Here is a 19,978-nt window from a genome sequence, read left to right as displayed (position 1 = left end):
ACGCCCCGGCGTGAGCGCAAAGAGGGGTGCGGTCGGCAGGGTGCGATCCACGCCACACCGGCCCCTCGCGTCCCTCGGACTTTGCTTCCATTTTACGAAACGGACTCGTCTCGTATCGTATTGGCCGCTACTCTGGTCCAGGGGGTTACGAGACGCAAGCGGCTCGCAAATGCCCGCCAGTGCCATGCCAACACGGACGGGAAGACCAATGACCACCGCAGCCGCGCCACCCCGCGTGCCGGAAGCCATCCACCGCCGGCGCTGGGCGATCCTGGGCACCCTGGTGCTCGCCCTGCTCGTCGTCGTGCTCGACAACTCGATCCTCAACGTCGCGATGAAGACCATCGCGACCCCCGCCCCGGTCGGACTGGGTGCCACCCAGAGCGACCTGGAATGGGCGATCAACTCGTACACCCTGGTGTTCGCCGGGCTGCTCTTCACCTCGGGCCTGCTCGGCGACCGCTTCGGCCGCAAGCGCGCCCTGCTCGGCGGCATGGTGGTCTTCGGGATCGCCTCGCTGCTGTCCTCGATGGCCGCCTCGCCCGGCGAGCTGATCGGCTACCGCGCCCTGATGGGCGTCGGCGGCGCCCTCGCGATGCCCGCCACGCTGGCGATCATCATGAACGTCTTCGAGCGCGAGGAGCAGCCCAAGGCGATCGGCATCTGGGCCGGCGCGGTCGGCCTGGCCATCGCCATCGGCCCGATCACCGGCGGCGTGCTGATCGAGCACTTCTGGTGGGGCTCGGTCTTCCTGGTCAACGTGCCGATCGTGATCGTCGCGCTGATCGCGATGGCCGTCCTGGTCCCCGAGTCCAAGGACCCGAACCCGGGCCGGATGGACCCGGTCGGCGTGCTGCTGTCGGTCATCGGCCTGGTCGCGCTGATCTACGGCATCATCAAGGGCGGTGAGCTGGCCGACTTCACCGCGTTCGCGGCCTGGGGCCCGACCCTGCTGGGCGTGCTCGCGCTGGCCGCCTTCGTCTGGTTCGAGCGCCGCACGCAGTTCCCCGCGCTGGACGTCACCTGGTTCCGCAACAAGGTGTTCAGCGCCTCGGTGGTGGTCGTCGCGGTGATCTTCTTCGCGCTGATGGGCGTCTCCTTCTTCGGCGTCTTCTACACCCAGAGCGTGCGCGGCTACAGCGCCCTCCAGGCCGGCGTGCTGATGCTCCCGCTGGCCGCCGCCCAGCTGCTGTTCGCCCCCCGGGCCCGGCTGGTGGTCGACCGCCTCGGCGTCGCCGCCACGGCCGCGGGCGGCATGGTGCTGGTCGCGCTCGGCTTCCTCGGCTACACCGTGCTGACCGCGACGACCCCGATCTGGGTGCTGGTCGTGCTCGGCCTGGTGATGGGCGCCGGGATGGCCCACGTCATGCCGCCGGTCACCGTCGCGATCATGGGCTCGCTGCCCCGCGAGAAGGCCGGCGCCGGCTCGGCCGTCAACAACACCTTCCGCCAGGTCGGCGGCTCGCTCGGGGTCGCCGTGCTCGGCGCGGTGCTCTCCACCGTCTACCGCGACGGGATGACCGGCCCGCTGCACCAGCTGCCCCAGGCCGTGCAGGAGAAGGCCGGGGCCAACCTGGACCGGGCCGCCGAGTCGCTGGAGTCCACCCGGGCCTTCGTCGAGCACGTCCCCGGCGGCCTGGCCGACGGGCTGATCGGCCCGGCGAACGACGCCTTCATCCACGCCATGCACGTGGTGGCCTCGCTCTCGGTCGGCATCTCGCTGGTCGGCGCGCTGGTCGCCTGGTTCCTGCTCCCGCGCCGCACCGCCGCCCCCGCGGGTGTCCCCGGCGGTCCGGGCGGGCAGGTTCCCGGGCAGCAGGACCAGCCTCGGGCGGCCGCGGCCGCCTGACCTGCGGACGGCTGAGCGACAATGGCCCTGCCGGTCGGTGCCCCCGACCGGCAGGGCCCAGGTCCTGGACGGGGTCGCCCGGCCCGGACCGACGGACCCACCGCGGCGCCCGCGCGCCCGGGACCAGCGAGCGAGAGGCAGCGGGGATGAGGACGGACACGCCGAGCGCCGACACCGGGCAGGCCTGCGCGGCGGTACGCCGCGGCCGGCCCCGCAGCGAGGCCGCCGAGCAGGCCATCTTCACCGCCGTCGAGGACCTGATGGCCGACGGCAAGGCGCTGTCCGAACTCACCATCGAGGGCATCGCCACCGCCGCCGGCGTCGGCAAGGCGACCATCTACCGGCGCTGGCCCAACAAGGAGGCCCTGCTGGTCGACCTGGTCAGCCGGCTGGAGGAGCCGATCCCGGCCCCCACCGGCGCCGGCGCCCGCGAGGACCTGATCGCGATGGTCGACTACATCCGCCGGCGGGGCCTGGCCAAGCGCACCCGCTGGGTGCTCAAGGCGACGCTCGGCCAGATGCAGGCCCTGCCGGAGCTGCACAACGCCTACCGGGAGCGGGTGATCAAGCCGCGCCGCGAGGTCGGGATCCTCGCGATCCGGCGGGCCGTCGCCGAGGGCCTGATCCGCGACGACCTCGACGTGGAGCTGCTCGGCGACCTGCTGATGGGGCCGATCCTCTACCGCAGCGTCCTCTCGGACGACACCGACCTGGAGGACCCGGACCTGTCCCGCCAGCTGGTCGACTCCGTGCTCGACGGCATCGCGCGGCGCTGAGGTTCACTCCTTCGTGTCCGACGTGGCCTGGCTCACCAAAGCGGGCCACGCCGGAACCCGCTCCCGGGGCCGCACGTCTGTCCCGGCATAGGCTGAGCCGGGTCACCGATCAAACCGGCACCAGTCCGGCACCGCGCCCGTACCCCCACGGACCGGACGACGGACCGGCGACGGCACGAGCGACGGGAGCCACGGCATGGCGCAGGCGGACAGCACCGAACGGACCACGTCCCGTGGCGGTGCGGGCGCGGACGCCGGCCGCAGCGGCGGCTTCCTCGGCCTGCGGCACTGGGGCCGGGACGCCCGCGGCAGCGGCACCTGGCGGCGCGGACTGCTGATCGCCCTGCTGGCCCTGCTCACCGCCGTGCTGCTGGGCTTCCACGCCCGGGTGCCGAACAGCGTCGGCAACCTCGGCAGCCTGCTGGAGACCTTCCTGCCCTGGGTGGGGCTGGCGGTCCCGGTGCTGCTGGTGCCCGCGCTGCTGCGCCGCTCCGCCACCGCCCTGATCGCCCTGCTGGTGCCCGCCGTGCTGTGGGTCAACCTGTTCGGCGGGCTGCTGTCCGACAAGAGCGGCGGCAAGGGCGACTGGACGGTGGTCAGCCACAACGTCGCCGCGGGCAACACCGACGTGCCGGGCACCATCCGCGGCCTGGTGGCCTCGAACGCCCAGATCGTCGCCCTCCAGGAGCTGGCCGGCAGCCAGCTGCGGGAGTACGAGAGCGGGCTCGCCGCGGCGTACCCGTACCACTCCGTGGAGGGGACGGTCGGGCTCTGGTCGAAGTACCCGATCGACGGGGTCACCCCGGTGGACCTGAGGATGGGCTGGACCAGGGCGTTCCGGGCCCAGGTCACCACCCCGCAGGGCCCGCTCGCGGTGTACGTCGCCCACCTGCCGTCCGTCCGGCTCAAGGCCGAGGGCGGGTTCACCGTCCACCAGCGGGACATCAGCGCCCAGGCGCTCGGCGACGCCGTGCAGGCCGAGCCGGTGAAGAAGGTCCTGCTGCTCGGCGACCTCAACGGCACCATGAACGACCGCAGCCTGGCGCCGGTCACCTCGCAGATGCGCTCGGCCCAGGGCGCGGCCGGGGACGGCTTCGGGTTCAGCTGGCCCGCGGCGTTCCCGATGGCGCGGATCGACCAGATCATGAGCAAGGGCGGGCTCCGGCCGGTGGACTCCCGCACCCTGCCCCGGGACGGCAGCGACCACCTCGCGGTGGCCGCCGCCTTCACCTACAACTAGGGCGTGTCAGACACGCCCTAGCCGCCCGGTCAGCCGCGCCGCCAGCGGTTGGTGATCGGCAGCCGGCGGTCGCGGCCGAAGTTCTTCACCGAGGTCTTCGGGCCCGGCGGGTACTGGCGCCGCTTGTACTCGGCGGTGTCGACCAGCCGGACCACCCGGTCCACCACGGCCGGGTCGAAGCCCGCCGCGACGATCGCGTCCCGGCCCTCGTCGCCCTCGATGTAGCGCTCCAGCACGCTGTCCAGCAGGTCGTAGTCGGGCAGCGAGTCGGCGTCCACCTGGTCCGGCCGCAGTTCGGCGGACGGCGGCTTGCTGATGGTGTTCTCCGGGATCGGCGGCACCTCGCCGCGCCGCTCGGCCTCCTCGTTGCGCCAGCGGGCGAGGCGGAAGACCAGTGACTTGTAGACGTCCTTGATCGGGCCGTAGGCGCCCACCGAGTCGCCGTACAGGGTGGAGTAGCCGACCGCCAGCTCGCTCTTGTTGCCGGGCGCGAGCACGATGTGCCCCTCCTGGTTGGAGATCGCCATCAGCAGGGTGCCGCGCAGCCGGGACTGGAGGTTCTCCTCGGCCAGGCCGGTCAGCTCGGTGGCGCCCAGGTAGGCGTCGAACATCGGGGCGATGGAGACGGTCCGGAAGTGCAGCCCGGTGCGGCGGGCCAGTTCGGCCGCGTCGTCCCGGGAGTGCTGGGAGGAGTAGCGGCTGGGCATCGAGACGCAGTGCACGTGGTCGGCGCCGAGCGCGTCCACCGCGATCGCGGCCACCAGGGCCGAGTCGATGCCGCCGGAGAGGCCGATCAGCACCGAGCGGAAGCCGTTCTTGACCACGTACGCCCGGGTGCCGGAGACCAGCGCGGCCCAGATCTCGGCCTCGTCGGACAGCCGGGGCGCGATGTCGGCGGCGGGCCGGCCGGCGGGCACCGGGGCCGGCTCGTCGCTCAGTTCGGTGCGGACCAGGTGCAGCCCGTCGCTGAGCAGCAGGCCGTCGGTGTGGTCGCTGCCGGCGGCCGGCAGGTCGAGGTCCAGCAGCACCAGGTGTTCCTCGAACTGCGGTGCGCGGGCCAGGACTTCGCCGTCCGCGCCGACCACGATCGAGTCGCCGTCGAAGACCAGCTCGTCCTGGCCGCCGACCATGTTGACGTACGCCAGGGTGCAGCCCGCCTCGGCGGCGCGGCGCTGCACCAGCTCCAGCCGCTGGTCGTCCTTGTTCCGTTCGTACGGCGAGCCGTTGACGACCAGCAGCAGGCCGGCCCCGGCCTCGCGGGCGGCGGTGACCCGGCCGCCGTCCTGCCAGATGTCCTCGCAGATCGCCAGGGCGACGTCCACCCCGTGCAGCCGCAGCACCGGCAGCTGGTCGCCGGGGACGAACCAGCGGTACTCGTCGAACACGCCGTAGTTGGGCAGGTGGTGCTTGGCGAAGCGGGTGAGCACCTCGCCCCGGTGCAGCACCGCGGCGCAGTTCTGCGGCGACCCGGCGGGGCGGTTGAAGCGCGGCGAGGGGTGGTCGGAGCGCCCGAGGTAGCCGACCACCACCGGCACCTCGCCCAGCCCGTCGTCGGCCAGCCGGCCGGCCAGCTCCACCAAGGCGCCGCGCGAGGCCTCGACGAAGGAGCCGCGCAGTGCGAGGTCCTCGACCGGGTAGCCGGTCAGGGCCATCTCGGGGAACGCGACCAGCTGGGCACCGGCCTCCACGGCCTGCTTGGTCCAGCGCACCACCTCTTCGCTGTTGCGGGCGAGGTCACCGACCCAGGGGTCGATCTGGCTCAGGGCGAGACGGAGATTGGGCATGGTCCGAAGTCTAATCGTCTAACTGACGCAATGTCCCGTGGGGACGACTCCTCGGGGGTCGGCCCTGCCGTGTCGCGCGGGGATCGGCCATGATGGGGGCAACCGCTCGACGAGGTCTTCCGGGTGCCTCCCGGGCGTAACACGAGCGTAAAGAGCAGAGGTGAGACTGTCCCCATGGGCAAGCAGCAGCAGTTCGTGCTTCGGACGCTCGAGGAGCGTGACATCCGGTTCGTCCGGCTGTGGTTCACCGATGTTCTCGGGTTCCTCAAGTCGGTGGCGGTGGCGCCGGCCGAGTTGGAGCAGGCCTTCGAGGAGGGCATCGGTTTCGACGGCTCGGCGATCGAGGGATTCGCCCGGGTGTACGAATCCGACATGATCGCCAAGCCGGATCCGACCACCTTCCAGATCCTGCCGTGGCGCTCGGAGACCCCGGGCACCGCGCGGATGTTCTGCGACATCCTGATGCCGGACGGCTCGCCCTCCTACGCCGACCCCAGGTTCGTGCTCAAGCGCACCCTGGAGAAGGCCTCCGAACAGGGCTTCACCTTCTACACCCACCCCGAGATCGAGTTCTTCCTGTTGAAGAACCTGCCCGGTGACGGCACCGCGCCGATCCCGGCCGACCAGTCCGGCTACTTCGACCACACCCCGCGCGGGGTGGGCCACGACTTCCGCCGACAGGCCATCACCATGCTGGAGTCGATGGGCATCTCGGTCGAGTTCTCGCACCACGAGGGCGCCCCCGGCCAGCAGGAGATCGACCTGCGCTACGCCGACGCGCTGTCCACCGCCGACAACATCATGACCTTCCGCCTGGTCATGAAGGAGGTCGCGCTGGAGCAGGGCGTGCACGCGAGCTTCATGCCCAAGCCGTTCTCCGAGCACCCCGGCAGCGGCATGCACACCCACCTCTCGCTCTTCGAGGGCGACCGCAACGCCTTCCACGAGTCCGGCGCCGAGTACCAGCTCTCCAAGGTCGGCCGCTCGTTCATCGCCGGCCTGCTGCGGCACGCCGCCGAGACGGCCGCCGTCACCAACCAGTGGGTGAACTCCTACAAGCGGATCTGGGGCGGCTCCCAGCGCACCGCCGGCGCCGGCGGCGAGGCCCCCTCGTACATCTGCTGGGGCCACAACAACCGCTCGGCGCTGATCCGGGTGCCGATGTACAAGCCGGGCAAGCAGGGCTCCACCCGGATCGAGGTCCGCTCCCTGGACACCGGCTGCAACCCGTACCTCGCCTACGCCGTGACCCTCGCGGCCGGCCTCAAGGGCATCGAGGAGGGTTACGAGCTCCCGCCCGGCGCCGACGACGACGTGTGGGCGCTGACCGACTCCGAGCGCCGCGCCCTCGGCATCCAGCCGATGCCGCAGAACCTCGGCGAGGCCATCGACCTGATGCAGCGCAGCGAGCTGGTCGCCGAGACCCTGGGCGAGCACGTCTTCGACTTCTTCCTGCGCAACAAGCGCCAGGAGTGGGAGGAGTACCGTTCCGAGGTGACCCCGTTCGAGCTGCGGAAGAACCTCCAGGTGCTCTGAGCAGGCGCTCCGAGCACCTGCGGTGAGCTGCGGCTCCGACCTCTTCCGGCCCCGCCGTCGCCCGCCCGGGCCGCGGCGGGGCCGTCGTCACGGGGGCGGTCCGCCCGGTGGTCACGCCCGGCGCGGGGCCGCCGGTGAGCGTAACCTGCCTGCGGGGGCGGGCCCCCTTGGCGGACGGGATGGAGGGGCCGATGGCGGTGGAGGAACAGCGGGCCGGGAGCCGGGTCAGCCGGCCCGAGATCAGGCTGGTCCGGCGCGGGTTCACCGATCCCGCGAAGGCGGTGCGGCTGCTGGACGGCCCCGGGCTGGAGGGCCTGGCCGACGACCCGGTGGTGCTGGACGCGCTCGGCGCCACCGCCGACCCCGACCTCGCGCTGCTGGGCCTGGCCCGGCTGGTGGAGGCCGCCGACGAGGCCGAGCGGCACACCCTGCGGGACACCCTCACCACCTCCAAGCCGCTGCGCGACCGGCTGCTCGGCGTGCTCGGCGTCTCCACCGCGCTCGCCGACCACCTGGCCCGGCACCCGCACGACTGGCACGCGCTGGTCACCTTCGAACTGCGCGACATGCACCCCGGTCCGGCGGACTTCCGCCGCGCCCTCGCCGAGGGCGTCGGGGGCGCGGGCCGCAGCCCCGAGAACGCCCTGCGGATCGCCTACCGGCGCTGCCTGCTGGCCATCGCCGCCCGCGACCTCACCGGCACCACCGACCTCGCCCAGACCGCCGCCGAACTCGCCGACCTGGCCGGCGCCACCCTCCAGACCGCCCTGGACCTCGCCGCCGAGCAGGACCCGGAGGCCGCCGCGGCCTGCCGGCTCGCGGTGATCGGGATGGGGAAGTGCGGCGGCCGCGAACTCAACTACGTCTCCGACGTGGACGTCATCTTCGTCGCCGAGCCGCGCGAGGGCGTGGACGAGCACACGGCCGTCAAGGCCGCCACCCGGCTGGCCGCCGCGCTCACCCGGCTCTGCTCGGACACCACCGGCGAGGGCACCATCTGGCCGGTGGACGCCAACCTGCGCCCGGAGGGCCGCAACGGCCCGCTGGTGCGCACCCTGGCCAGCCACCTCGCCTACTACCAGCGGTGGGCCAAGACCTGGGAGTTCCAGGCCCTGCTCAAGGCCCGCCCGGTCGCCGGGGACGCCGAGCTCGGCGCCGCGTACGTCGAGGCGCTCGCCCCGATGGTCTGGCAGGCCGCCGCCCGGGAGAACTTCGTCACCGACGTCCAGCAGATGCGCCGCCGGGTGATCGACTCCATCCCGGCCCCCGAGGTCGACCGCCAGCTCAAGCTCGGCCCGGGCGGGCTGCGCGACGTCGAGTTCTCCGTCCAGCTGCTCCAGCTGGTGCACGGCCGCACCGACCCGGCGCTGCGCAGCGGCAACACCCTGGAGGCGCTGGCCGCGCTCTCCCGCGGCGGGTACGTCGGCCGGGCGGACGCCGCCTCGCTGGACACCGCGTACCGCTTCCTGCGCTCGCTGGAGCACCGCATCCAGTTGCACCGGCTGCGCCGCACCCACCTGATGCCCACCGCCGAGGCGGACCAGCGCCGGCTCGCCCGCTCGCTCGCCGCGCTGATCAACGACGACACCCGCTCCGACCCGGTGGCCGCGCTGCAGCGCGAGTGGAAGCGGCACGCGGTGGAGGTGCGGCGGCTGCACGAGAAGCTGTTCTACCGGCCGCTGCTCGACGCCGTCGCCGAACTGCCGCCCGGCGCGGCCGGGTTGACCCCGGAGGCGGCCCGGGCCCGGCTGGAGGCGCTCGGCTACACCGACCCGGCCGCCGCGCTGCGGCACATCAGCGCGCTCGCCTCCGGGGTCAGCCGCAAGGCCGCGATCCAGCGCACCCTGCTGCCGGTGCTGCTCGGCTGGTTCGCCGAGTCGGCCGACCCGGACGCCGGACTGCTCAACTTCCGCCAGGTCTCCGACGCGCTCGGCCGCACCCCCTGGTACCTGCGGCTGCTGCGGGACGAGAGCGCCGCCGCCGAGCAGCTCGCCCGGGTGCTGTCGGCCGGCCGGCTCGCCCCCGACCTGCTGCTGCGCGCCCCCGAGGCGGTGGCCATGCTGGGCGACCCGCAGGGCCCGGTGCCGCGCGGCCGGGCGGCGCTCCAGTCGGAGATACTGGCCGCCGTCGGCCGGGCCGGGTCCGCCGCCGCCGCTGTTGCCGCCGCCCGCTCGGTGCGCCGCCGGGAGCTGTTCCGGACGGCCGCCGCGGACGTGCTGGGCCGGCTCGGCGACGACCCGGCCGAGGCGCTGGACGTCGCGGGGGAGGCGCTGACCGCGCTCAACGCCGCCACCCTCCAGGGCGCGCTGCGCGCCTGCGTGGCCGGCTGGGAGGCCGAGCACGGGGACCTGCCGACCCGGATCGCGGTGATCGCGATGGGCCGCTTCGGCGGGCACGAGCTGGGCTACGGCTCGGACGCGGACGTGCTCTTCGTCCACGAGCCGCTGCTCGGCTCGCTGGAGCAGGACGCGGCCCGGGCGGCCCAGGCGGTCTGCAACGAGCTGCGCACCCTGCTGGCCGCGCCGTCCACCGAGCCGCCGCTGCTGGTCGACGCCGACCTGCGGCCGGAGGGGCGCAGCGGCCCGCTGGTGCGCACCCTGGCCTCGTACGCGGCGTACTACCGGCGCTGGTCGCACGCCTGGGAGAGCCAGGCGCTGCTGCGGGCCGAGCCGGTGGCCGGGGACGAGGAGCTGGGCGCGCGGTTCCGGCAGCTGATCGACCCGCTGCGCTACCCGGGGACCGGGGTGCCGGAGCGGGACCTGGTGGAGATCCGCCGGATCAAGGCGCGGATCGAGGCCGAGCGGCTGCCGCGCGGTGCCGACCCGACCACCCACACCAAGATCGGCCGGGGCGGGCTGGCGGACGTGGAGTGGACGGTGCAGCTGCTCCAGCTCCGGCACGGGCACGAGGTGCCGGGCCTGCGGACCACCCGGACCAGGGCCGCCCTGGCGGCGGCGGTCGGGGCCGGGCTGGTGGAGCCGGCCGACGCGGAGGTGCTGGAGGCGGCGTGGGTGCTGGCCTCCCGGGTGCGCTCCGCGGTGATGCTGGTGCGCGGGCGGCCGGGGGACAGCTTCCCCGGGGAGGCCCGGGAGCTGGCCGGGGTGGCCCGCTACCTCGGGTACGGCGCCGGGCACAGCGGGGAGCTGGTGGACGACTACCGGCGCACCACCCGGCGGGCCCGGGCGGTGGTGGACCGGCTGTTCTACGGGTCGGCCTGAGTCCGACCGGAGCGCGGGAGCCGACCGGAGCGCGCGAGGCCGGTCGGGAGGGGTCGGCGGGTACGCGAAAGGGGCCCCTGGATCAGGGGCCCCTCCTGGTGGCTCGTCCCTCGTCCCTCGGCCGCCGGACAGGCCCTAGCGCCGTGCGCCGACCGCCGGCTCGCTCCACTGCTCCGGCACGGTGACCGGCTCCTCGGCCTGCTCCCGGGCGGGCACCCGCGGCAGCTTGTACACCCACTCGTGGTACAGCCAGCGGGCGGCCAGGAAGCCGACCGTCAGGCAGATCTCGCCGCCGACGGCGTCCATCCAGAAGTGGTTGGCGGTCGAGATGATGACCACCAGGGTGGCCGCCGGGTACATCAGTCCGAGCACCCGGACCCAGGTCCGGCGGGCCAGGAAGAAGATCGTCAGACCGCACCACATCGACCAGCCGATGTGCATCGAGGGCATCGCCGCGTACAGGTTGGAGACGTGCGCGGCGGGTCCGGAGGCGAACGAGCCCCAGGTGTGGTGGGCCTGCACGGTGTCGATGAAGCCGCCGTCGGTCATCAGCCGCGGCGGGGCCAGCGGGAAGAAGTAGAAGCCGACCAGGGCGATCCCGGTGGTGACGAACAGCACCGTGCGGGCGGCGACGTAGCGGCCGGGGTGGCTGCGGTAGAGCCAGACCAGCACACCGATGGTGATGATGAAGTGCAGGGTCGCGTAGTAGTAGTTCATCCCGGTGATGAGCCACCCGACGCTGTCCACGGCGTGGTTGATCGAGCGCTCGACCGCGATGCCGAGGTCCTTCTCCAGGTCCCAGATCCAGCGTGCGTGCTTCTGGGCTATCGCTTCCTGCTCCGGGACGGCGTTGCGCACGAGGGAGTAGAGCCAGTAGCTGATCCCGATCAGGGCGAGCTCGAACCAGATCCGCGGCCGGGCGGGTGAGCGCCGCTGGTCCCGGATGCGGCCGCGCAGGGCGGCGGTGCGGGACTGGGCGGCACGGGTGGCTCCTTCGGGCAGCCGGGCCGGGGTGGCCTCGGTCGCCTCGGAGCCGCCACCGCGGGCCGCGTCGGCGCGCCGGGCGTCGCCTCGCTGGATCTCGGTCGGTTCCCCCATGGACGAGAAGTCTGCCAGACCACTCGTAGCCGTCTGCTCATCCTCTGGAAGTGGATTCTTCACCGGCTGTCCCCCTCCAGGGGTAGGGGGCGGATCCCACCGGGGTAGGGGGTGCGGTCGGGTCTGGTGCTTACCGGTGGGACGGACATACGTCCCATTGTCACGCGCTCGGCCGTTCGAGCGTAACCGGGGTGGCCGGGCGGGCCGGTGGCCTGGAATTTCCCGGGACGAAACGCTTTCTGCATCTTGCTGAAACGGATTGCAGGCCGCTAGCTTCCTGGGAAATCGATCGCCCCTTCCCCTAAGGGAGCCCCTCAGTGGCCGATACGCCGCTCCGCCCCCGACGGAGCAGTCCTCCCCGCGGACCCGCCCGCAGACCCGGCCGCACGGCCGTCCTGCTGGCCGCCGCGCTGACCGCCGCCACCCTCGGCGGCGCCCCCGCGGCCCTCGCCGCGGCTCCGCCGCCCCCGCCCTCGGACGCCGCCCTGGCGGCCACCGCCGGACGGCACGACCTCACCCGCGAGCAGTTCTACTTCGTCCTGCCCGACCGCTTCGCCAACGGCGACACCGCCAACGACACCGGGGGCATCACCGGCGGACGGCTGGACAACGGCCTCGACCCGACCGACAAGGGCTTCTACCACGGCGGCGACCTGGCCGGCCTGATCCAGAAGCTCGACTACGTCCAGAACCTCGGCACCACCGCGATCTGGCTGGCCCCGATCTTCAAGAACAAGCCGGTGCAGGGCAGCGGGGCCGACGCCTCGGCCGGCTACCACGGCTACTGGATCACCGACTTCACCCAGGTCGACCCGCACTTCGGCACCAACGACCAGCTCAAGGAACTGATAGCCAAGGCGCACGCGCGCGGCATCAAGGTCTTCTTCGACGTCATCACCAACCACACCGCCGACGTCATCGACGACGCGGAGCAGCAGCACTCCTACCGCTCCACCGGCGCCTACCCGACCCTCGACGCGGACGGCAACCCGGTCGACGAGACCGCGATCGCCGCCGCGGGCGCCCCCTGGCCGAAGATCACCAAGGACTCCTTCCCCTACACCCCGGTCTTCCGCAAGCCCGCGGACGCCACCGCCAAGACCCCGTCCTGGCTCAACGACCCGGCGCTCTACCACAACCGGGGCGACTCGACCTTCGTCGGAGAGTCCGCCACCGAGGGCGACTTCAACGGCCTGGACGACCTGGACACCCAGAACCCCCGGGTGGTCAAGGGCTTCGAGCAGGTCTACCAGCAGTGGGTCAAGGACGCCGGGGTGGACGGCTTCCGGATCGACACCGTCAAGCACGTCGACATGGCCTTCTGGCAGCAATGGGCGCCCGCGCTCAAGGACTTCGCCACCAAGCAGGGCAACCGGAAGTTCTTCATGTTCGGCGAGGTCTACTCCGGCGACCCGGCCGTAACCTCGCCCTACGTCACCAAGGGCAAGCTCCAGGCCACCCTGGACTTCCCGTTCCAGGGCGCGGCCCGCTCGTACGTCTCCCAGGGCGGCTCGGCGCGCGACCTCGCCGACGTCTACGGCCAGGACTACCGCTACACCGGCGCCGACACCGACGCCTACGAGCTGCCGACCTTCCTCGGCAACCACGACATGGGCCGCTTCGGCTCCTTCCTGCTCGCCGACAACCCGGGCGCCGACGACGCCACCCTGCTCAAGAAGGACCGGCTCGGCAACGAGCTGCAGTTCCTCACCCGCGGCCAGCCCGTCGTCTACTACGGCGACGAGCAGGGCTTCACCGGCGCGGGCGGCGACAAGGACGCCCGGCAGGACATGTTCGCCTCGAAGACGCCCTCCTACAACGCCGACCGGGTGCTCGGCGGCCCCTCGGGGGCGGCCGACCGGTACGGGCAGGGCGGCGAGCTCTACCAGGGCATCGCCGGCCTGGCGAAGCTGCGCCGCGACAACCCGGCGCTCGCCGACGGGGCGCAGATCCAGCGCTACGCCGCCGACGGCCCGGGCGTGTACGCCTTCTCCCGGATCGACGCCGGGCAGCAGGTCGAGTACCTGGTGGCGGTCAACAACGCCACCGAGGCGAAGACCGTCACGCTGGACACCTTCTCCGCGGGGATGGGCTTCGACCCGGTCTACCCCGCGGCCGGACCGCGGCTCACCAGCGGCGCCGACCGCAAGGTGACCGTCACCGTTCCGGCGCTGTCCTCCGTCGTCCTCAAGGCCGGCGCCCGGCTCGCGCCGGTCGCCGCCGCGCCGCAGCTGTCGGTGCAACCGCCGGCGGACGGTTCGACCGGGCTCGTGACGATCGGGGCGAAGGCGGACGGCGGCGGCTTCAACCGCGTGACGTTCGCCGCGCAGACCGGCAACGGGCCGTGGCGGACGCTCGGCACCGCCGACACCGGGACGTCCGGCTCCGACGGCCGACGACTCTTCGCGGTGACCCAGGACCTGAGCGCCGCCGCCCCCGGCACGGTGGTGCGCTACAAGGCCGTCCTCCAGGACTCCAGCGGCCACCTGCGCTCCACCACCGCGAGCTTCACCACCGGCACCCCCGCTCCCCAGCCGGTGCCCACCGCCGGCGCCCGCCCGTACGCCGTCGTCCACTACAACCGGCCGGACGGCGACTACGACGGCTGGAACCTGTACGCCTGGGGCGACCTCGCCGACGGCGAGGGCACCACCTGGCCGGCCGGGCACCCCTTCACCGGGCGGGACGCGTACGGCGCCTTCGCCTACGTGCGGCTCAAGCCCGGCGCCTCGGACCTCGGCTTCGTCGTGGAGAAGAACGGCGTCAAGGACGTCGACGCCGACCGCCACCTCGACCTGGGCAGCGGCGGCGAGGTGTGGTTGAAGCAGGGCGACCCGACCGTCCGCACCACGAACCCCGGCCCGGCGAACACCCAGCCCGCGAACACCGCCGTCATCCACTACAACCGGGCCGACGGCACCTACGACGGCTGGGGCCTGCACGACTGGACCGGCGCCGCCGCCCCCACCGACTGGGGCAAGCCGCTGCTGCCGGTGCGCCGCGACGCCTTCGGCGCCGTCTTCGAGGTGCCGCTCGCCCCCGGGGCGACCAGCCTCAGCTACATCCTGCACAACGGCAACGACAAGGACCTGCCCGCCGACCAGTCGCTGGACTTCGCCGTCAACGGCAAGGAGGTGTGGATCCTCGGCGGCCGCGAGGGCTACCTGCTGCCGCAGAACCCGGCCGCCGCCTCGCAGTTGGACCTCGGCAGCGCCAAGGCCCAGTGGATCGACGCGCGGACCGTCGTCGTCCCGGCGAACTACGGCGCCACCGACCAGGCCCTGGCCGGCGGCACCAGCGCCCAGCTGGTCTACGACCCCGAGGGCGGCATCCGCGCCGACAAGGGCGTGCTGACCAAGCCCGGGAAGTGGATCCGCCTCACCCCCGTCGCGGGCGGGCTGACCGACGCCCAGAAGGCCGCGTACCCGCACCTGGCGGGCTACCGGGCCTTCACCGTGGACAAGCGGGACACCGCCCGCGTCCCGGCGGCGCTGCGCAGCCAGCTGCTGTTCACCGAACACCTGCCCAGCGGCGCCGTGCTGGCCGGCACCGGGGTGCAGACCCCCGGCGTACTGGACGACCTGTACGCCCGCCGCACCGGCAAGGTGGACTTCGGCCCGGCCCACTACGACGGCAAGGCCGCCCTCTCGCTCTGGGCGCCGACCGCCCAGCAGGTGTCCGTCCAGGTCTTCGACAGCGCCACCGGGGGCACCCCGAGGACGCTGCCGATGACGCTGGACGACGAGACCGGGGTGTGGGAAGTCGTCCGGGACCGCGAGGAGTTGGACGGCAAGTACTACCTGTACCAGGTGAAGGTCTGGGCGCCCTCGGTGCAGCAGGTGGTGGTCAACACCGTCACCGACCCGTACTCGGTGGCACTCTCCACCGACTCCCGGCGCAGCCTGGTCGCCGACCTGGACGCCAAGGAGCTCAAGCCGGCCGGCTGGGACGACCAGGCCCGCCCGAAGGCCGTCCCGCCGGCGCAGCAGCAGATCCAGGAACTCCACGTCCGGGACTTCTCGGTGGAGGACACCACCGTCCCGGCCGCCGAGCGCGGCACCTACCTGGCCTTCACCGAGTCGAACTCGGCCGGGATGCAGCACCTGCGGGACCTCGCCAAGGCCGGGGTGACGACGGTGCACCTGCTGCCGACCTTCGACATCGCCACCATCCGGGAGAACCGGGCGGACCAGAAGCTCCCCGCCTGCGACCTCAAGTCCCTCCCCCCGGACGGCCCGAAGCAGCAGGAGTGCGTGGCGGCCGTGGCCGCCGACGACGCCTACAACTGGGGCTACGACCCGCTGCACTACAACGTGCCGGAGGGGTCCTACGCGACGGACCCGAACGGGACGGCCCGGACCGTGCAGTTCCGGCAGATGGTCCAGGCGCTGCACGCGGCGGGACTGCGGGTGGTGCTGGACGTGGTCTACAACCACACCGCCGCCGCCGGCCAGGCCGACCACTCGGTGCTCGACAAGGTGGTGCCCGGCTACTACCAGCGGCTGGACGCCGACGGCAAGGTGACGACGGACAGCTGCTGCGCCGACACCGCGCCCGAACACGCCATGATGAACCGGCTGGTGGTCGACTCGGTGACGCTGTGGGCCCGGGAGTACCAGGTCGACGGTTTCCGCTTCGACCTGATGGGCCTGGACCCGAAGTCCACCATGCTGGACGTCCAGGCGGCGCTGGGCAGGATGACGCCCGAGTCGGACGGCGTGGACGGCAGGAACGTCTTCCTCTACGGCGAGGGCTGGAACTTCGGCACCGTCGCGAACGACGCCCGGTTCCCGCAGGCCACCCAGGCCAACATGGCCGGCACCGGCATCGCCACCTTCGACGACCGGCTCCGCGACGCCGCCCGCGGCGGCAACTTCATGCTCGGCTCCGCGCCGCAGCAGGGCTTCGCCTCGGGCCTGTACACCGACCCCAACGGCTCGCCCGCGAACGGCAGCCCGCAGGAGCAGAAGGCCCGACTGCTGCACCAGATGGACCAGTTGAAGGTCGGCCTCACCGGCAACCTGGCCGGCTACTCCTTCACCGACAGCTCGGGGAAGACCGTCACCGGGGCCCAGGTCGACTACAACGGCGCCCCGACCGGGTACGCGGCGAAGCCGGGCGAGGCGGTGGAGTACGTGGACGCCCACGACAACACCGACCTGTTCGACGCGCTCGCGTACAAACTGCCGACCACCACCGCGCCCGCCGACCGGGCCCGGATGCAGGCGCTCGGGCTGTCGCTGACCGCGCTCACCCAGGGCGCGGGCTTCGCCCAGGCGGGCAGCGATCTGCTGCGCTCCAAGTCGCTGGACTCCAACTCCTACGACTCCGGGGACTGGTTCAACGCGATCCACTGGCCCGATCCATTGACGGGGGCCTCGCAGGGCAACGGCTGGGGCCGCGGCCTGCCGCCGGCCAAGGACAACCAGGAGCTCTGGCCGACCGCGAAGTCCCTGCTGGCGAACCCGCGGCTGACCGTGGGGGCGGCCGACATCCGGGCGACCACCGCGCAGTTCCAGGAGTTCCTGCGGATCAAGCAGTCCTCACCGCTGTTCTCGCTGCCGACCCTGGCCGACGTCCAGCAGCGGCTGTCGTACCCGCTCTCCGGCACGCCCGGTGAGACGCCCGGGGTGATCACCCTGCACCTGGACGGCACCGGGCTGGCGGGGGCGGCGAAGGGCATCACCGTCGTCGTCAACGCCACGCCCGCCACGCAGGCGCAGACCGTGGCCGCCGCGAAGGGGACGAGCCAGGCGCTGCACCCCGTCCAGGCGGGCGGGGTGGACCGGGTGGTGCAGCAGTCCGGCTTCGACGCGGCCACCGGCACGTTCACCGTGCCGGGTCGCACCGTGGCGGTGTTCGTGCAGGGCTGATCCCGCCGGCCCCGGCTCCCGGGCCCCGCACCGCCGTCCGGGCGGAGCGGGGCCCGGTTCCGTTCCGGCCGGGTGGTGCGGGGCCCGGTTCCGTTCCGGCCGGGGAATGGCCGGAAACCGGCGGTGGCACGGCCGGAAGTGTGACGTGCCGCCCTGGTGCGGCGCTGCCGGGCCCCGGTCGGGGCGGGCGCCGGCCCTGACCGCTGGTCAGTCACCTCCGGTGGTGATCGAACTTTGCCAAGGGCATGAAAACCGTGTTCAAGACTTCGTCATGCCGTAACACAACTGACTAAGCGTCGTGCATACGGTTTCGGTAATTAATCGGCCAATCGGTGGCATGCATCTGTCATTAACGGCGCGTTTGCTGCCACGATTCCTCCGGCTGCAGACGAGGGGGCCCCACCCCCCGGTGCAGCTGTCCGAGTTCAGGTGCAGCGCCTCCCGACCTTGCAACGAACCTGCACGACTTGCGAGCACCGCACCGCACTGCAACGCCGACGCACACGCAACGCCATGCACAGCACGGCAACCGCACCCCCGTTGCACCCGGCGGGGGCCCCCACTGCGCCGCAACCGCGGCCCAGGTTCTCTCCACCGTGCACGCCGGGTCGATCCACCCGGTCCGCCGGTCGGAAAAGGAGTCCGCATGTCACGTCACGCCCACGTCCGGAAGGCAGCGGTTGTCATGGCCGCCACCACCGCGCTGCTGGTCACCGGCATACCGGTGATCGCGCAGGCGGCCCCGGACGCGCCGACCGCCGTCGCCAACCAGCAGGCCAGCCGGGCCACGCTGATCGCCTCGGCGAACCAGCAGACCGCCTCCCTGGCCCAGGCGCTCGGCCTGGACGGCAAGGAGCAGCTGGTCACCAAGGACGTCGTCCAGGACGCCAACGGCGCTCGCCACCTGCGCTACGAGCGCACCTACGCCGGGCTCCCCGTCCTCGGCGGCGACCTGATCGTCCACCAGGACGCCACCGGCGCCACCAAGAGCGTGACCAAGGCCAGCGAGGCCAACCTCGCCGGCGTCGGCACCACCCCCGCGCTGGCCGCGCCGAAGGCCCAGGAGGCCGCGCTCGCCGCCGAGCAGGGCACCGTCGAGGGCGCGCCCCGGCTGGTCGTCTGGGCCGCGGACGGCACCCCGAAGCTCGCCTACGAGACCGTGGTCAACGGCCGCGAGTCGGACGGCACCCCGAGCAAGCTGCACGTCGTCACCGACGCCAAGACCGGTGCCGTGCTCAGCAAGGCCGACGGCATCAAGCGCGGCTCCGGCACCGGCGTCTTCGTCGGCACCGTCCCGCTGACCACCACCCAGAGCGGCTCCACCTACTCGCTCAAGGACGCCACCCGCGGCGGCCAGTACACCACCGACATGAAGAACGGCACCTCCGGCAACGGCACGCTGTTCTCCAAGTCCTCCGACACCTGGGGCAACGGCCAGGCCAGCAACCGCGAGTCGGCGGCCGTCGACGCCCAGTACGGTGCCGCCGTCACCTGGGACTTCTACAAGAACAACTTCGGCCGCAACGGCATCAAGAACGACGGCGTCGGCGCGATGAGCCGGGTGCACTACGACACCGGCTACGTCAACGCGTTCTGGGACGACGGCTGCTTCTGCATGACCTACGGCGACGGCAGCGGCGACACCCACCCGCTCACCGAACTCGACGTCTCCGGCCACGAGATGAGCCACGGCGTCACCTCGGCCACCGCCAACCTGAACTACTCGGGCGAGTCCGGCGGCCTCAACGAGGCGACCTCCGACATCATGGGCACCGGCGTCGAGTTCTACGCCAACCTGCCCGCCAACCCGCCGAACTACCTGATCGGCGAGCTGATCGACATCAACGGCAACGGCACGCCGCTGCGCTACATGGACAAGCCCTCCAAGGACGGCACCTCGGCCGACTCCTGGTACTCGGGCGTCGGCAACCTGGACGTGCACTACTCGTCCGGCGTGGCCAACCACTTCTTCTACCTGCTGTCCGAGGGCAGCGGCGCGAAGACCATCAACGGCTTCAACTACAACAGCCCGACGGTCAACAACATCACCGTCTCCGGCATCGGCCGCGACAAGGCGCTGCAGGTCTGGTACAAGGCGCTGACCGCCTACATGACCTCCACCACCGACTACGCCGCCGCCCGCACCGCGACCCTGAACGCGGCCACCGACCTGTACGGCGCCAACAGCGCCGAGTACAACGCGGTCGCCACCGCCTGGGCCGCCGTCAACGTCGGCTCGCTGCCCAACCCGGGCGGCGTCACCGTCACCAGCCCGGGCAACCAGTCCACCGCGGTGGGCGCCTCGGTCAACCTGCAGATCAAGGCCTCGGGCGGGACGGCGCCGCTGTCCTACTCGGCCACCGGGCTGCCGGCCGGCCTGGCCATCAACGCCAACACCGGTGCGATCACCGGCTCGCCGACCGCCGCGGGCAGCTCCAACGTGACGGTCACGGTGAAGGACTCGGCCGGCAAGTCCGGTACGGCCAGCTTCACCTGGACGGTCACCGGCGGTGGCGGTGGTTCCTGCACCCCGGCGCAGCTGCTCGGCAACCCGGGCTTCGAGACCGGGACGGCGTCGCCGTGGACGGCTTCGAGCGGTGTGAT

The 19,978-nt window shown here is 72.5% G+C and carries 9 protein-coding genes; 7 read left to right on the top strand and 2 right to left on the bottom strand.

Going from position 1 to position 19,978, the window contains the following annotated elements:
- The first annotated feature begins 208 nt into the window (after positions 1-208).
- From ACFXOZ_RS24105 to ACFXOZ_RS24095, 3 genes are all read left to right on the top strand, one after another.
- Complete coding sequence (locus ACFXOZ_RS24105) at positions 209-1,849, top strand: MFS transporter (protein WP_380592562.1); 1,641 nt, start codon at positions 209-211, stop codon at positions 1,847-1,849.
- 146 nt (positions 1,850-1,995) lie between these two features.
- Positions 1,996-2,625: a TetR/AcrR family transcriptional regulator gene (locus ACFXOZ_RS24100; protein WP_375892637.1), complete on the top strand. Its 630-nt coding sequence runs from the start codon at positions 1,996-1,998 to the stop codon at positions 2,623-2,625.
- Between the two features lie 196 nt (positions 2,626-2,821).
- The gene (locus ACFXOZ_RS24095; protein ID WP_380592560.1) at positions 2,822-3,865 is read left to right on the top strand and encodes an endonuclease/exonuclease/phosphatase family protein; all 1,044 of its coding nucleotides are present in this window, start codon (positions 2,822-2,824) and stop codon (positions 3,863-3,865) included.
- A 29-nt stretch (positions 3,866-3,894) separates the two neighbouring features.
- Here the strand turns inward: ACFXOZ_RS24095 and ACFXOZ_RS24090 are convergent, their stop codons facing one another.
- Entirely contained in the window at positions 3,895-5,649 is a 1,755-nt protein-coding gene (locus ACFXOZ_RS24090) for an NAD+ synthase (protein ID WP_380527398.1), read from the bottom strand.
- Positions 5,650-5,823: 174 nt separating this feature from the next.
- Between ACFXOZ_RS24090 and glnA the strand changes: the two genes are divergently transcribed.
- Complete coding sequence (gene glnA, locus ACFXOZ_RS24085; RefSeq protein ID WP_350511192.1) at positions 5,824-7,185, top strand: type I glutamate--ammonia ligase; 1,362 nt, start codon at positions 5,824-5,826, stop codon at positions 7,183-7,185.
- Positions 7,186-7,376: 191 nt separating this feature from the next.
- Positions 7,377-10,403 (top strand): bifunctional [glutamine synthetase] adenylyltransferase/[glutamine synthetase]-adenylyl-L-tyrosine phosphorylase, encoded by a 3,027-nt coding sequence (locus ACFXOZ_RS24080; RefSeq protein ID WP_380592558.1) that lies wholly within the window; start codon positions 7,377-7,379, stop codon positions 10,401-10,403.
- Between the two features lie 135 nt (positions 10,404-10,538).
- Here the strand turns inward: ACFXOZ_RS24080 and ACFXOZ_RS24075 are convergent, their stop codons facing one another.
- Entirely contained in the window at positions 10,539-11,501 is a 963-nt protein-coding gene (locus ACFXOZ_RS24075; protein ID WP_380592556.1) for a phosphatase PAP2 family protein, read from the bottom strand.
- Between the two features lie 317 nt (positions 11,502-11,818).
- On the opposite strand from ACFXOZ_RS24075, the gene pulA reads away from it, so the two are divergent.
- Together pulA and ACFXOZ_RS24065 are read left to right on the top strand one after the other, a co-directional pair.
- Positions 11,819-17,374, top strand: coding sequence for a pullulanase-type alpha-1,6-glucosidase (pulA, locus tag ACFXOZ_RS24070; RefSeq protein WP_380592554.1), 5,556 nt, complete (start codon positions 11,819-11,821; stop codon positions 17,372-17,374).
- Between the two features lie 646 nt (positions 17,375-18,020).
- A partial coding sequence (locus ACFXOZ_RS24065; RefSeq protein WP_380592552.1) for a M4 family metallopeptidase occupies positions 18,021-19,978 on the top strand: 1,958 nt, incomplete at its 3' end.

Origin of the sequence: Kitasatospora sp. NPDC059160 (genome assembly GCF_042755465.1) — a bacterium.
GTDB lineage: Bacteria > Actinomycetota > Actinomycetes > Streptomycetales > Streptomycetaceae > Kitasatospora.
Note: the sequence above shows the minus strand (reverse complement) of the source record. Positions and strands in the feature narration are given on the sequence as shown.

What these genes read in the sequence shown, in the direction of transcription:
- ACFXOZ_RS24090 (WP_380527398.1), bottom strand. Translation starts at nt 5,649, where the DNA reads ATGCCCAATCTCCGTCTCGCCCTGAGCCAGATCGACCCCTGGGTCGGT.
- ACFXOZ_RS24105 (WP_380592562.1), top strand. Translation starts at nt 209, where the DNA reads ATGACCACCGCAGCCGCGCCACCCCGCGTGCCGGAAGCCATCCACCGC.
- glnA (WP_350511192.1), top strand. Translation starts at nt 5,824, where the DNA reads ATGGGCAAGCAGCAGCAGTTCGTGCTTCGGACGCTCGAGGAGCGTGAC.
- ACFXOZ_RS24100 (WP_375892637.1), top strand. Translation starts at nt 1,996, where the DNA reads ATGAGGACGGACACGCCGAGCGCCGACACCGGGCAGGCCTGCGCGGCG.
- ACFXOZ_RS24075 (WP_380592556.1), bottom strand. Translation starts at nt 11,501, where the DNA reads ATGGGGGAACCGACCGAGATCCAGCGAGGCGACGCCCGGCGCGCCGAC.
- ACFXOZ_RS24080 (WP_380592558.1), top strand. Translation starts at nt 7,377, where the DNA reads ATGGCGGTGGAGGAACAGCGGGCCGGGAGCCGGGTCAGCCGGCCCGAG.
- ACFXOZ_RS24095 (WP_380592560.1), top strand. Translation starts at nt 2,822, where the DNA reads ATGGCGCAGGCGGACAGCACCGAACGGACCACGTCCCGTGGCGGTGCG.